Annotated in this window: 14 protein-coding genes, 1 pseudogene and 1 riboswitch; of the genes and pseudogenes, 9 read left to right on the top strand and 6 right to left on the bottom strand. The window is 47.6% G+C overall.

Translation table 11 applies throughout. From position 1 onward, the window contains the following. Positions 1 to 23: 23 nt before the first annotated feature. On the top strand, positions 24 to 566 hold the full coding sequence (locus KGP16_RS25305; protein WP_218520161.1) for a hypothetical protein: 543 nt from the start codon (positions 24 to 26) through the stop codon (positions 564 to 566). A gap of 285 nt (positions 567 to 851) precedes the next feature. Here KGP16_RS25305 and KGP16_RS25300 read toward each other — a convergent pair. Further along, positions 852 to 1,981, bottom strand: a pseudogene (locus KGP16_RS25300) (RNA-guided endonuclease InsQ/TnpB family protein). Positions 1,982 to 2,167: 186 nt separating this feature from the next. Between KGP16_RS25300 and KGP16_RS25295 the strand changes: the two are divergent. After that, complete coding sequence (locus KGP16_RS25295; protein WP_223500520.1) at positions 2,168 to 2,455, top strand: hypothetical protein; 288 nt, start codon at positions 2,168 to 2,170, stop codon at positions 2,453 to 2,455. 169 nt (positions 2,456 to 2,624) lie between these two features. Here KGP16_RS25295 and KGP16_RS25290 read toward each other — a convergent pair whose 3' ends face one another. Together KGP16_RS25290 and KGP16_RS25285 are read right to left on the bottom strand one after the other, a co-directional pair. Next, complete coding sequence (locus KGP16_RS25290; RefSeq protein ID WP_141234360.1) at positions 2,625 to 3,137, bottom strand: hypothetical protein; 513 nt, start codon at positions 3,135 to 3,137, stop codon at positions 2,625 to 2,627. Next, positions 3,110 to 3,928, bottom strand: coding sequence for a winged helix-turn-helix domain-containing protein (locus KGP16_RS25285; RefSeq protein WP_223500519.1), 819 nt, complete (start codon positions 3,926 to 3,928; stop codon positions 3,110 to 3,112). Before KGP16_RS25285 ends, KGP16_RS25290 begins: the two co-directional genes overlap by 28 nt. Positions 3,929 to 4,318: 390 nt before the next feature. On the opposite strand from KGP16_RS25285, the gene KGP16_RS25280 reads away from it, so the two are divergent. The 7 genes from KGP16_RS25280 (at position 4,319) to KGP16_RS25250 (ending at position 11,262) form a co-directional block, all read left to right on the top strand. After that, positions 4,319 to 4,957, top strand: a complete 639-nt coding sequence (locus KGP16_RS25280; RefSeq protein WP_223500518.1) for a hypothetical protein — start codon at positions 4,319 to 4,321, stop codon at positions 4,955 to 4,957. A gap of 146 nt (positions 4,958 to 5,103) precedes the next feature. Then, positions 5,104 to 5,667 carry a type 1 fimbrial major subunit FimA gene (fimA, locus tag KGP16_RS25275; protein ID WP_094982423.1) on the top strand — a complete coding sequence of 188 codons (564 nt, stop codon included), beginning with the start codon at positions 5,104 to 5,106 and terminating at the stop codon, positions 5,665 to 5,667. A gap of 214 nt (positions 5,668 to 5,881) precedes the next feature. After that, the gene (locus tag KGP16_RS25270; RefSeq protein ID WP_071784889.1) at positions 5,882 to 6,586 is read left to right on the top strand and encodes a fimbria/pilus periplasmic chaperone; all 705 of its coding nucleotides are present in this window, start codon (positions 5,882 to 5,884) and stop codon (positions 6,584 to 6,586) included. A gap of 81 nt (positions 6,587 to 6,667) precedes the next feature. Further along, entirely contained in the window at positions 6,668 to 9,277 is a 2,610-nt protein-coding gene (locus KGP16_RS25265) for a fimbrial biogenesis usher protein (protein WP_223500517.1), read from the top strand. Then, positions 9,277 to 9,798, top strand: coding sequence for a fimbrial protein (locus KGP16_RS25260; RefSeq protein WP_021807393.1), 522 nt, complete (start codon positions 9,277 to 9,279; stop codon positions 9,796 to 9,798). The genes KGP16_RS25265 and KGP16_RS25260 overlap by 1 nt, the downstream gene beginning before the upstream one ends. 18 nt (positions 9,799 to 9,816) lie before the next feature. Then, positions 9,817 to 10,320: a fimbrial protein gene (locus tag KGP16_RS25255; RefSeq protein ID WP_037376519.1), complete on the top strand. Its 504-nt coding sequence runs from the start codon at positions 9,817 to 9,819 to the stop codon at positions 10,318 to 10,320. A 15-nt stretch (positions 10,321 to 10,335) separates the two neighbouring features. Next, positions 10,336 to 11,262 (top strand): fimbrial protein, encoded by a 927-nt coding sequence (locus KGP16_RS25250; protein WP_223500516.1) that lies wholly within the window; start codon positions 10,336 to 10,338, stop codon positions 11,260 to 11,262. 150 nt (positions 11,263 to 11,412) lie between these two features. On the opposite strand, the gene KGP16_RS25245 is transcribed toward KGP16_RS25250, so the two are convergent. The 3 genes from KGP16_RS25245 to mgtS all read right to left on the bottom strand — a co-directional run bounded on the left by KGP16_RS25245 (position 11,413) and on the right by mgtS (position 13,165). After that, positions 11,413 to 12,777 (bottom strand): cation-efflux pump, encoded by a 1,365-nt coding sequence (locus tag KGP16_RS25245; RefSeq protein WP_209530091.1) that lies wholly within the window; start codon positions 12,775 to 12,777, stop codon positions 11,413 to 11,415. A gap of 149 nt (positions 12,778 to 12,926) precedes the next feature. Next, complete coding sequence (locus KGP16_RS25240) at positions 12,927 to 13,094, bottom strand: hypothetical protein (protein ID WP_181817539.1); 168 nt, start codon at positions 13,092 to 13,094, stop codon at positions 12,927 to 12,929. After that, positions 13,094 to 13,165 carry a protein MgtS gene (mgtS, locus tag KGP16_RS25235; protein WP_235166922.1) on the bottom strand — a complete coding sequence of 24 codons (72 nt, stop codon included), beginning with the start codon at positions 13,163 to 13,165 and terminating at the stop codon, positions 13,094 to 13,096. The genes KGP16_RS25240 and mgtS overlap by 1 nt, the downstream gene beginning before the upstream one ends. 286 nt (positions 13,166 to 13,451) lie before the next feature. Beyond that, a riboswitch (M-box (ykoK) riboswitch) is annotated at positions 13,452 to 13,623 on the bottom strand. Positions 13,624 to 13,737: the final 114 nt, after the last annotated feature.

The following is a 13,737-nucleotide window of genomic DNA, read 5'->3' as shown; positions in this document are numbered from 1 at the left end:
ATAATGATAAGCAGGATAATGAGATGAAAAATAGCGTAATGGCCTTGGTTTTGGTGATGATGGCTGCCACTGCCGTTCAGGCTGAAGAGACCGCCGTGGTGAAAGACAGCGTGAAAAGCGTGGTCTCTGGCGTCATTGCCTCAGGTAAAGATGCTCTCAGCGGTCTGAAAGATGGCGTGGATGATGGCCGTCAGTCAGGTAGCAGCATTGATGGGGCCATCATTGTGACCGACAAAGACAATCTGGTTAAAAATGTCACCGCATCGGTTTCCGCCATTGAGAAAGTCGCGCTCCAAGAATATAAAGTGACCCTTTCCCTACGTAATAAAACCAACAAAATCGTACGTCTTAGCAATCTGAATGAAAGTAAATCATTGATGCTGTTAGACAAGGAGGGGTTTGTTTCACCACTGAAAACCGCATTGGTGCCTGGGGATGCGAATATTACCATCCCGGAAAATGCGGCAGTCCGAGTGCGGTATGTTTTTGCTGACGTTGAAGACACGCCTGCCATGCTGCGCCTTTATGGATTGGATATTCCGGTCCCCGCAGTCGTAAATCAGTAAGCTAAACCATCTGGTGTCCGTGATCGATTGATTCTGGATCGCGGCCTGGCCTGGTAACCGCCCACCAACGTTGACCTATTACCGCCCGTCTGAAAACGACCGGGGTGGCAATTTGTCGTGCCTCCGTTTTTTGACGGGCAAAAAATGAGCCTTGAATCAGCCAGTATTTGGCCTTGATGGTGGGCGCGCTGGCATTGTTTGATAGAGCGGTAAAGTAAACCAGGGGCCAGATATTGGCTGCTCCAAGCCCTAAAGGACGAGGATTCCCACTTCAACGAGCCGAACCTAAGCCGCGTGCTGCGATTCAGGATTTACAGGCTCTCCGTGGGCTAACACTGCCAGCCCGGCAGCTTTGATATTTCGGGCCGCGTTGATATCCCGATCATGGTCTTCCCCGCATTCAGGGCAGTGCCAATTACGAATATCAAGAGGCATTTTTTCCATGGTGAAGCCGCAACTGCTACAGCGTTTTGAGGTTGGGAAAAACGGGTCGATAGCGACAACGCTACGCCCCGCCCATGCGCCTTTGTACTGTAGCTGGCGAACAAGTTCGCTCCAGCCAGCATCTGCTATCGCTCTAGACAGCTTTGGATTGCGGAGCATGTTTTTACCTTAAGGGATTCGACGCAAACAACTTGGTTTTCGTTAATCAGTTTGCGGGACAACTTGTGCAGGTTATCCATCCGGCAATCGGCGATTTTCGCGTGGAGTCGGGCGACCTTTAAGCGCGCTTTGGTTCGGTTTTTCGAACCTCTGGCTTTTTTGCTTAATCTGCGCTGTAGCAACGCAAGGCGTACAGCGTATTTAGCTGTATGGCGGGGATTGCTGGTTTTGAGTCCAGAGTCGGTGACGAACAAATCTTTTAAGCCAACATCAATGCCAACTGTTTTGGCACTAAGCGGCAGTGATACAGGTTCAAACTCACAAAGGCAGGAGACGAAGTACCTACCGGTAGCATCTCTGGAAAGGGTGACGGTAGACGGCACGGATGGCAACGGGCGTGACCAGCGGACATCAAGAGGCGTTTTGCTTTTAGCCATGTACAACTTGCCTTCACGGTCTTTAAACGCGCTGGTTGTCAATTCTGCCGTCTGCTTGTGGCGTTTGCTCTTGAAAGCCGGATATGCAGCCCGTCCAGCAAAGAAGTGAGTAAATGCCGCTTGTTGGTGCCGCAAAGACTGCTGGAGGGGGACGCAGGAGACGTCATTCAGCCAGGTGAACTCAGGCTCTTTTTTGAGAGCAGTAAGGCGCGCATTGGCCTGTATGTAGCCGATTTTTTCCTGTCGTTCGTAGTACGCATCAGTGCGCCAGTGAAGGATTGAATTATAGACGAAACGCACGCAGCCGAACGTCTGAGCTAAAAGCGCAGACTGTTCCGGTGTTGGGTAAAACCGATACTTATATGCACGTTTCATGGATCCACATACTAGAGAGGAAAATGTGATTATGCCAAACCACGTTAGTCTGAAAACAGCCTCCTTTCCTCCCCGGCCTGAAGGTCGAGGTTTCTCGGAAGCATCCTGAGGAATGACCCGCGCTCCGGGGTTATCAAATCCAACCGGATCGTATTCCCCGACGGTATCAAGGCCGGTTATCTATGGGTGGAACAAGGGAAAATAAGCGGTTTCGCCAGCCACTTTTCCGGTTGCTGCATCGACCATAGTCATCGGATCATCATGCCCGGCTTTGTCGATATTCATGTGCACGGCTGGGGGCGGGGTTCGTTCGGCTGCAAGGGCAATAAGGAGTCGCTGAAGTGGATGAACCACGATTTGGTCAAGGCCGGTGTCACTTCTTACCTGCCCACTTCCGGCATGGGCATACAGATTATTGTGCCCCAATTGGCAGACATAAAACCACCGTCATATTGGATTTTGTCACCAGTCTGAGGCCGCTTGAGCGGCCTGGGTTTGCTGCAGACTCTCGCCAGTTTCACTGTCTCCCTCCATCAGGGATATACCGACGCTTTTGGCGCATTTATAGTGACGACCCCTTAAAGCTGTTTATCAGGCCTGACGATGTGCTCGTGACACAGCTAACATACCCCTTTTCTTGGGGTCAATCATCGATATTCCGGCAATAGAAAGAAGGCAAAAAATATCGGCCGAAAATATAGCCATTAGGATATTGAGGTTGGATGAAAAAACCACTGCGTATTCCTTTTTGATACCAAATATCAGGCAGGAAGGTATCCACTTTTTCGCCAAAAATTGTACTCTGAGAGAGGTTTACTATATCTTCTACGTAGATCTTATAAAAAGATCCACTTTGAATATAATCAAACGAAATATCCCTGCTTATAATTCCAGCACTCTCTCCGTTTTCATACAATTTACCTTGCAGGAAAATCATGCCATTACCTTTCTGCATAAGATATCTTAACCTGAGGGAAAGTATTTTGTCATCTTTATGTATATTTACATTTGCGTAGCAGGATATTCTATTGTGCTGAGTGTATAAATACCTTCTTAATTCTAATACAGATAGTGAACTAATGGCAAAAATAGCCATGATAATTAAAGGGATTTTGAGCTTTCTTATGCTTAATCTAGATAAAATTCTGTTGAACATTCGCCACCCTCCTGAAATGTACTATCACATGTGATAATGGCCCGATAACCAATTTGCTGTCTTGAGGCATAATAAACTTTTTCTCCTTTATTGCAGGAGAATTTTTTACTTTTTAAAAATGATGTGACGCTCTCTACGGAGTTAGTATTGTTGGAGAGGTAAATATCACATGGGTAGCCACTGTTCATATGGTGAAAAGTATCAAAGAACCTACCCGAATTTATATTTAAAATGAGTCCTGTTATGCAGCCAAGGGTGAGGGTTAATAATAAAATAGCATAGAAACCTCTTCTCTTTGACTGGGGGGGATTGTTGGTTGGGGACTCAATGGTATCTTGCTGAGTATCCTGGCAGGCCACCTCATCTATCGTACCTTCCAACGGCAGAGTTCTTGTCTCTACACTGCCTGATGAAAGCTGTGTCTTTAAAATAATTGAGGTTTTTTTTTCTATAACCAGACCTCTTCTATATCTTGTTGCAATTACATCATCCAAGCCAAGTGTTGAAAACGCCTTTCTGATGGTGAGTATCGTCTGGTAAAAGTTATTGTCAGAAGCGATAACGCCTCTTTTTTTCCAGATACTGTCCATTAGTTCTTCTCTGGGGATTATCTGCCCCTGACGCGAGATAAGAGTAGAAAGGCACTCTGTTGCTGTACTTAAAAGTTTAATCTTCTCATCATAATTTTTTGAAATGAGTAGGTTTTCATCGGGTATGAAGTATACTTTTTGGTCAATGAGGTAAATGCAGCGATTGCTGATTTCTGCATCTTCTTTATCTACGTCGTTCATTTTTTGCCTTATCAAATCATCACTTAAGTTTCATTTAAGATTGTATGTTGAGCAAGAAAACTCCATTTTAAATTACCTGTGGACAAATTGGTTTATGTTTTTAAAATCATTATGTTAGGCGAAATCTAAGAAGGAGTTAATAACTTTATAGGTTCATTAATTTATCATATGATCGCATTTTTTTAAGCAAAATGCACTTTAGGAAAAATCTTAAAAATTATAAGAATCTCAGATGATTATTTTTGATTTTTTTTGATTATTTTAAGTGGTGTCACGATGATACTGTGGTTGCCATTGAGAGGGACCTTGGGTATTTGATGACTAATATGGCGCGGGACTTTCTACCCGTGTAAAAATGTGTGATGTCATAATTACCTGCCAGATTTCTGCGTGGTTAAGAAAACTATGTATGCTAAGAAAACAAGATTCATAACATGGAGTGACGATCATTTTTTTATATCTGGCCTGAAATCTTTGCATTCGGAATGGAGATTCATTGAGTCGAGACGTTTTCCATCAGAGAAAAAAATGCGTAGTGCACTTAAGAAAACATCCGAAAATAGTATATTTATTGTAAATGTAAATATGGAAAATATTCATTTTTTCTCAAAAATTTTAGGGTTTTTGTTAGCGAATGATATTCTAACAGTTTGTTTTATCGACGTTCCTGTGAAGGTCAGGCCCAATCCAAAGGGCAGTGTATTTTTTTTATCCTCAAAAACGGAAGTTTCTGAAGTTGTAAACTTTATTAACGACGTTAAAACCAATAGAGCGGATAAAAGACACGTTAGAGAAAAAATGTTTTTGTGGCAACGGTTTACTGCTGACGAGGTCAGTATCATGCGCTCGATGATTAATGACGGTATGGACATTAATAGAGTCTCTAAAGTGCTGCTGATGAATTCAAAAACCGTTTATAGGAAAAGGAATAATGCATTATATAAAGCCGGGCTGTCTAATCTTAATGACTTAAGTATGCTTTTGTTTAAGTTTCTCTGGCTTTCTGATAAGGCATTAAATCATCATTAATTCATTCAGGTAAGTAACATCGTTACTCACTGAGTACATGATGTTTTGAAATGGTATTTTCAAGAATTCCGTATAGTTATATGGATATGCACCACACTACCTTAGTTTAAATAAGGTTACTCACTCATATGTTTAAAGGAATACACATGAAAATTAATAAACTGGGCGCCATTGCACTGTCAATCCTGGCCTTGAACTCTACATCCGTATTGGCTGCGGAAGCTGGTGCGACGAAGAGCATTGTGAATGGAGGTAAGGTTTATTTTAAAGGGGAAGTAATTAACGCAGCTTGTGCTGTAGACGCGGGCTCTATCGATCAGACCGTTCAGTTAGGCCAGGTGCGTTCCGCAAAACTGGCTAAAGCGGGCGACACCAGTCCGGCGGTTGGCTTCAATATTCAGCTTAACGATTGCGATACTGCTGTTTCGACTAAAGCTTCTATTGCTTTCTCCGGTACAGCGGTTGACAGCACTAACACTACCGTACTTGCAACGCAGAGTTCAACTTCCGGTGGGGCAAAGAATATCGGTGTACAGATCCTTGATAAAACGGGTACTCCGCTGGTATTGGATGGCTCAACTTTCAGCACTGCGATGGCTCTGAATGATGGCAGTACGGCTGTTCCTTTCCAGGCTCGTTTCTACGCTACTGGTGCAGCAACGGCCGGTACTGTCAGTGCTGATGCCTCCTTTAAGGTGCAATACGAGTAATCCATTTGCCAGGCAAGGAGGCATTCAGGGCCAGGATGGCCCGTTATACACAATAAAACTGGGATGATAACGATGCAGAAAGTGAAATCGGTATTCTGCTATCTGTTTTAGGTAATTGCTTGAGCATCACCTTACCCAAGGGAGCCGCCAGTATTGGTTCTCCCTGAACTACCAATAAGAAATAGAAAATAACAACGAATAAAAAGGGAAATATGTGAGAAAAATACTGGAGATAACGCGCTGCTTATTCGTGGGATGTTTGATAATTGCCGCCACCGGCTTTTCCGTGCGTAGCGAAGCGGGTGTAGCGCTGGGGACCACCCGGGTTATCTATCCGGCAGGCCAGAAACAGGTTGCGCTGGCGGTCACCAATAATGAGCAGGACAGCACCTACCTTATTCAATCATGGGTGGAAAATGCTGAAGGTGGCAAAGACGGTCGCTTTGTCATCACCCCCCCGCTGTTTGCCATGCAGGGTAAAAAAGAGAACACCCTGCGCATTATCGATGCCACTAATAATCAGCTACCGCAGGATCGGGAAAGCCTGTTTTGGGTAAACGTTAAAGCGATCCCATCGATGGATAAATCGAAGCTGAGTGAAAACACGCTGCAATTGGCAATCATCAGCCGTATCAAGCTCTATTATCGCCCAGGGAAACTGAGCCTGCCGCCGGAGTTGGCAGCGGAAAAACTGACATTCAGCCGTAGTGGCTCAACGCTGACGCTTCACAACCCTACTCCCTATTACCTGACGGTCACGGAGCTGAAGGCTGGGAACCAGGTGCTGGAAAATGCGCTGGTACCACCGATGGGTAAAGCTTCGGTGACGCTTCCTGCCAACACTGGCGGCGAAATCACCTACCAGACGATTAATGACTATGGCGCATTGACTCCAAAAATGACGGGCGCACAGCAATAACCAACAGGGAAGATCCCAGCGGTTTGTTCCCTGGGTATAAAGAAAGAACTGACAGCCGGCCAATTTCAGACCGGAGGGACTATGTCGCAGCTAAAACATGGAACAGGCCATTTAGGCTCACGGTTCAATATGCACTTCAGCCAGTATTCGGGGCGTTTTTTTATCGCCTTATTGGCGACGATACCGACATATACAATACCAGCCGAGCTTTACTTTAATCCCCGTTTTCTGGCGGACGATCCTGCTGCTGTGGCAGATCTTTCCGGGTTTGAAAATGGTCAGGAAGTGCCGCCTGATACTTATCGAGTAGATATCTATCTTAACGACGACTTTATGACCACTCGTGATGTTGCCTTTAGTGCGGGTGAAAACGGCCTCGGTCTGGTTCCGTGCCTGACCGGCAGCCAGCTCGTTGGCATGGGCGTCAATACCTCCGTAGTCAGTGGTATGGATACGTTCGCGCCAGACGCCTGTGTCCCCTTGACCGATATGATCGAGGGGGCCACAAGCCGTTTCGACGTCGGCCAGCAACGTCTTTATCTGACCGTACCACAGGCCTTTATGGGTAACCGTGTGCGTGGTTATATTCCGCCTGAGCTCTGGGATGAAGGGATTACTGCCGGCCTGCTGAACTACAACTTTACCGGTAATAATATTGGTGATGGCAGAAATAATGCTTATCTGAACCTGCAAAGTGGATTGAACATGGGCTCCTGGCGGTTGCGCGACAATACCATTTGGAGCTACAGCAGAGGTGGTTCATCCGACAGTAAAAATCAGTGGCAACACATCAATACCTGGATAGAGCGCGGTATTACCTTACTACGCTCACGTCTGACGGTGGGTGACAGCTATACCAGCAGCGACATTCTTGGCGGCATTAACTTCCGTGGTGCGCAGTTGGTCTCCGATGACAATATGCTGCCAGAAAGCCAGAGGGGCTTTGCGCCGGTTATTCATGGTATTGCCCGTAGTACGGCACAGGTGTCGATCACGCAAAATGGTTATGAGACTTATAACATTACGGTGCCACCTGGGCCGTTCACCATCAACGATCTTTATGCGGCAGGCAACGGTGGCGATCTGCAGGTCACCATAAAAGAATCTGACGGTACCAGCCAGGTATTCAGCGTGCCTTATTCCTCTGTGCCGATGTTGCTGCGCAGTGGCCAAATCCGCTACAGCGTAGCGGCGGGTGAATATCGTAGCGGCAGCAGCCAGCAGGAGAAACCCAAATTCATCCAGAGTACGCTGATGCATGGTATGCCGGCAGGCTGGACGCTGTACGGTGGCACCTTACTGGCGGATCGCTATCGTGCGTTTAACTTTGGGTTCGGCAAGAATATCGGCGATTTCGGTGCCTTCTCGCTGGATATCACGCAGGCAAACGCCATGCTACCCGACGACAGCGAGTATCAGGGGCAGTCGCTACGTTTCCTCTACAACAAGTCGTTTAATGAGACCGGTACAAATATTCAGTTAGTGGGCTATCGGCACTCGACACGGGGTTACTACAGCTTTGCAGACACCACTTACCGGCGAATGGAGGGCTACAGTATAGATACCCAGGATGGGGTTATACAGGTGCAACCCAAATTCACTGATTACTACAATCTCGCCTGGAACAAACGCGGCACATTACAGGCCAGTTTGACCCAGCAGTTGGGGGGGGCAGCCACCTTCTATCTGAGCGGCAGTCGCCAGACCTACTGGGGGACCGGCAAGGCTGACGAACAGCTGCAAATGGGACTGAATGCCGCAGTGGACAACATCAACTGGACGCTGAGTTACAGTCTGACCAGAAGCGCCTGGCAGACAGGCCGCAACCAGATGTTGGCTTTCAACGTCAACATCCCCTTCAGCTACTGGCAGCGCTCCAACAGCCAGTCAGTATGGAACAGTGCCAGTGCAAGTTACAGCATGTCCCATGATCTGAACGGTCGGATGAACAACTTTGCCGGCCTCTACGGTACGCTGCTGGAGGATAACAACCTGGGTTACAGCGTGCAGACCGGTTACGCCAGCGGAGGCGATAGCCGTAGTAACGGTACGGGCTATGCGGCGCTGAACTACCGTGGCGGTTACGCTAACACCAATATTGGCTACAGCCGCAGCGACGGTTTTAAGCAGCTGTACTACGGCGTCAGCGGTGGTGCACTGCTTCATGACAATGGCGTCACCTTGAGCCAGCCGCTGAACGATACGGTGGTGCTGGTGAAAGCGCCTGGCGCGGGCGGCATCAAAGTTGAAAACCAGACCGGTGTTCGCACGGACTGGCGCGGTTACGCCGTACTGCCTTATGCCACCGACTATCGCGAAAACCGGATAGCGCTGAATACCAATACTCTGGCCAATAACGTCGAGCTTGATGATCCGGTGGTCAGTGTTGTACCTACCCACGGCGCGGTAGTGCGCGCTGATTTCAACGTCAGAGTCGGGATAAAAATTCTGATGACGTTGATATACAACGGCAAGCCAGTGCCATTCGGTGCCCTTGTAACATCCGAAACCAACCAGGGCGGCAATATCGTCGACGAGAACGGTCAGGTTTATATGAGCGGTATGCCGCTAGTGGGCAAGGTTCAGGCAAAGTGGGGCCATGGACAGGACAACAGTTGTGTGGCTGATTATCGCCAGCCGAAAGATAGCCTGAACAAAGTGCTGAATCAACTGACGGTGGTGTGTCGTTGATGAAACTTAACCTGTTTAGTGCGCTATTGGCTTGTTACATATGCTCGGCCGTTGCCACCGATAACTCCATTTCTCTTTACGGAAACATCCTGAATAACACCTGCGCAGTGGCAGGTGAATCGAAAGATTTTACTGTCGATCTGAGGCATAACGTCGCTAAACAATTTCACACAGTAGGCGCGACGACATCACCAGTACCATTCCGTATCGTGCTTTCCCCGTGCGGAAGCTCGGTAACGGCGGTAAAAGTCAGTTTTACCGGTACTGCGGATAATGACAACACAAGTCTGTTAAAGCTCGACAGTGGCGCGGCTGCTGCTGCGGGAATAGGCGTACAAATTCTGAATAGCCAGCAGACGATGTTGTCGCTCAATGCCACATCGTCATCAATATCATGGACGACGCTGACACCAGGACAAACCAACGTACTTAATTTTTATGCCCGTTTGATGGCTACCCGGATGCCGGTCACCGTCGGGCATGTCAATGCAACGGCAACCTTTACGCTTGAATTTCAGTGACAGGAAACTGATATGAATATGAAAAATAGGAATGTGTACCCTCTGCTATTGTCCGGGCTACTGAGCCTCGCCAGCCCATTACAGGCTGCTGACGTGACTATCACGGTTAGCGGTAAAGTGGTAGCCGGCCCTTGTACCGTTTCAACCTCCAAAGCTTCTGTTGCACTAGGTGACATATACAGTTCGGATATGATCTCCGCGGGTGCCGCATCGGAGTGGAAACCCGTTACCCTAAGCCTGACGGGTTGCCCCATCGGAACGTCACAGGTGACAGCGACATTTAGCGGGACGGCTGATGCGACCGGTTATTATAAAAATATGGGGACCGCGGGTAATATTCAGATCGAACTGCAGGACGATAAAGGAACCAAGCTGAATAATGGCATTAAAAAGGCAGTATCGGTCGTCGATGCTACCAAGTCGGCAAGTTTCCCACTCAAAGTCAGAGCACTGTCTGTAAACGGTGCGGCTACCCAGGGAACTATTCAAGCGGTAATTAGCATTACCTATACCTATGCCTGATTGATGAGTGTTTTTATGGAAAAAATCATATTAATAATATTATTGATGGGATGCTCTTTTAATAGTTTGGCAACTACGTGTATAGATTTGACTGGTCAGACTATAAGTGATAAAGACGAGAGCGTCGTGAATGTCTATGTTGATATTAGGCCGAGTATTTCTGCTGGGGAAAACATGGTAGTAAACCTTTCCAACTCTATCAGTTGTAAAGATCGCTACAAAATTAATGGTGGGAACGGGAGCCAAGTTTTTTTTTATTTTGCACGCAACTCAGGCTTCACGGGGGAACTATCTAAATATGCTGGTTATTTAGAATTCGTTAGAACTAAGTATTCATTGCCGTTAGGTACCGAAACTTTCTCATATTATTCTTCTAACTATAATTATACACCACTCTCCGCTAAGCTTATTATTACGCCTGACTCATCTGCCAGAGGAGTTGTGATACCAGCTGGGAGCAATTTTGCTGTTTTGTATGTGCATATGATGGATAGAGGCCCTGATAATAACGGCCCTGTAACACTCGAAACGTACACATGGAATCTAATAGCTAATAACAGTGTCGTCATTCCTACAGGAACCTGCGATGTTTCAGCACGTAATGTTACGGTCTCATTACCTGATTATCCTGCTAGTACTCCTGTGCCCATTTCTGTGAATTGTTTGAAAAATCAACAGTTGAGCTACTACCTTTCAGGAACGACTGAGGATGCCGGCAACACCGTTTTCCGCAATACGGCTTCAGCCTCTGCCGCACAAGGGGTTGGCATACAGATAACGGGCAACGGCAAGGTTATCCCTGCGAACAGTAATGTATCATTGGGTAACGTTGGAGAATCGTCAGTGGAGCTTGGGTTAACGGCGAGCTATGCACGTACCAGTGGGCCGTTGACCGCAGGAAACGTTCAGTCAATCATTGGGGTGACGTTTGTTTACCAGTAAATGTTAGCGAATATTCCATGGCTATTTAAACCTTCTTAACCCCCTGATGCTGGCTGCTCAGCATCGGGAGGCTTGATTTTTGGGGCACATCACACCGGCAATTTCTACTTCGATGCTGACTGTGCCCACTCCCTATTCCGCTGTGAGGGATCACAGCGGTTCAACATGCCCCACCACCCGAGATACCATCGGGAATTGTATTCTCAATTGCCGTTCAATATGGTCCACCGCATCGTGCACCGCAGAAATCGACAAGGCCGGAAGGGCCCGACAGTGAAAATTCACAATCACGCCCTGTGGCGTTTCTCGCGCCCGGATATCATGGATGTCTTGCACCAATCCGCTGTTTTGCGCCGAAACCGTCAATGCTTGTTCAATCTTTGCCAGTTCGCCGTGTTCCACATCCTGGCTAGTCAGCCAATCCAGCATCTGGGGCTCCAGGTGGGTTTCGATCTCGGTATTTTCGCCCAAGGTCTGGCGTAGAGCCTCCTCCACCTCGCTGGCAATATCATGCGCCTGCTCTACGCTGGCATTGGCCGGAACCAGCAGATCCATCCCGATCGCCACACGGTCTGCCAATTGTTGTAGCGAAAGGCTCTGCACCACGGCCCCATGGTTGGCGGCCAGCATGCGAATACGGGTTGCCAGATCTTCATCACTTCTGGCTTGAGGGAGGGCAATCACCCTCACTTCCGAGTTGGCGTATTGCTGCGCAAGTTTGGCGGTAATCGCCAGCTTCAATTCCTTGATCCGCTCTAGCGGTAGCGTACGGCATACCCCAACGCTCACCTCGATAAACAGCGTGGCTCCGCCACTGCGCAGACGAATATTCTCCGTAGACAGCACCGCGGGGAAGTCATTAAGTATGGCAGCTATATCTTCCCGCGTGCCAGCAGGTGCAGTATCAATCAGGGAATCAAAGGAGCGTTTCCCCAGCTTCAATGCGGCAGTCAGGATAAAGCAGGCGACGATCAATGCTGCCAGCGCATCTGCACGGGCAAAACCAAAAAGCACAAAAACCATGCCCAACAGCACCACACCAGAAGACAACATATCGGAGAAGAAATGCAAAGCATCGGCTTCCAGAGCCGCGCTGTTGGTGGCTTTGGCCACGCGGTTCAAGGCTCGGACACGGAAGAAATCAACCACAATGGACACCAGCAGTACCGCAATCACTACCGGTGCAGCTACAATCTGGTTGGCCTCACCTATCAGGCTGCTTACTGCTTCAAAGACGATCCAACCGCCTGCCGCCAACAGGAGCAGTACCTCAAACAGTGCGGCCAGATTCTCAACCTTGCCATGACCGAAGTGATGGTCATCATCAGCAGGTTTATCGCTGACGCTCACCGCCCACCAGGTGATGCTGGTGGCTATAAAATCGGTAAATGAATGAATGCCTTCGGAGATCAGGCCAATACTGCCGGTAAATATACCTGCGATAAATTTACCTAACGCCAACAATCCGCTGATAATCATCGAGTTTCTGGCGACGGCCTGTTTTTTATTTTGCATAGCACAGCTCATAGTTGAATTAAAAAAATCAGCGTTTGGTTTTTACGGAACATTGCCAGACAAAAGCGACGAGCAGCAAGCTTGCGGTCGCTGTCAGCAATAAACAGGAAAGAAAGGCAGTTTGACCGGTGGAATACAAATAAATCTCATTAATACCTACCGAGATCATAAAAATAGCGTACAGCAACCCAAGAATAAAAATTATCATCATTATCACGCGCGGTAAATACCGTCCGTTTATTGCGGTTATTCATCCTCCCCGCAATGATTGATGAGGCTACGGGGAGGATGATGCTAGGCGGATCTTTTTCGTTCATTAGTCATCCCATTTGGTGCTCAGATAGGCTGCGATCAGCCCCAATGAGCTGACGAAAAACAAAAATCCCATAAAAAACATCATATTTCCCATAATCTTATCCTCGGTTAACTGTAATCGATAACGACCTCTGTGGTTAAAAGTAAGTGTGTAACGTAGTCTCTGGCTTCATTCACCGTCCTGGTGCCAGCGGCGGTGAAAAAGTCAGCGTTCAAAGCGTTAGCAATGGCTGATCCGCCTGTGCTGCTGGCGTGGTAGCGGTCATCGCTGAGGAGTCTGGAAGTGATTGACCCTATTGCTGTTTAAACTTCAACAGTGCATCGCATAGGGGAGTAAACCAAAGAGGGGGAGTGCAGAAAGCCTATCTCCGCGTCCAGGTTTTAGCACTATACAACGTATCTGAACAATCTCAGAAGTTACCTTGGGCTGAACCTTAATCCGATAAAGCCTGTCTTAACCTTGGGCATCTCTCGATGTCGTCAGATCAGTAACCTGTGTTTGTATAGGAGCCTCGCCAAACGAGATACTGCATATAACTACGCGGTGATTATAGGCGCGTTGGGAGCGATTGTGCTCGAAAATCGGCATCTCGTTGAGGTTATATTTAAGAAGTTATATTTAAAAGAACGATTTATCTTAATGAA

The sequence above is a fragment of the Serratia sp. JSRIV006 genome (assembly GCF_019968685.1).
Lineage (GTDB): Bacteria > Pseudomonadota > Gammaproteobacteria > Enterobacterales > Enterobacteriaceae > Chania > Chania fonticola_B.
This window is presented reverse-complemented; position numbering and strand designations above follow the sequence as displayed.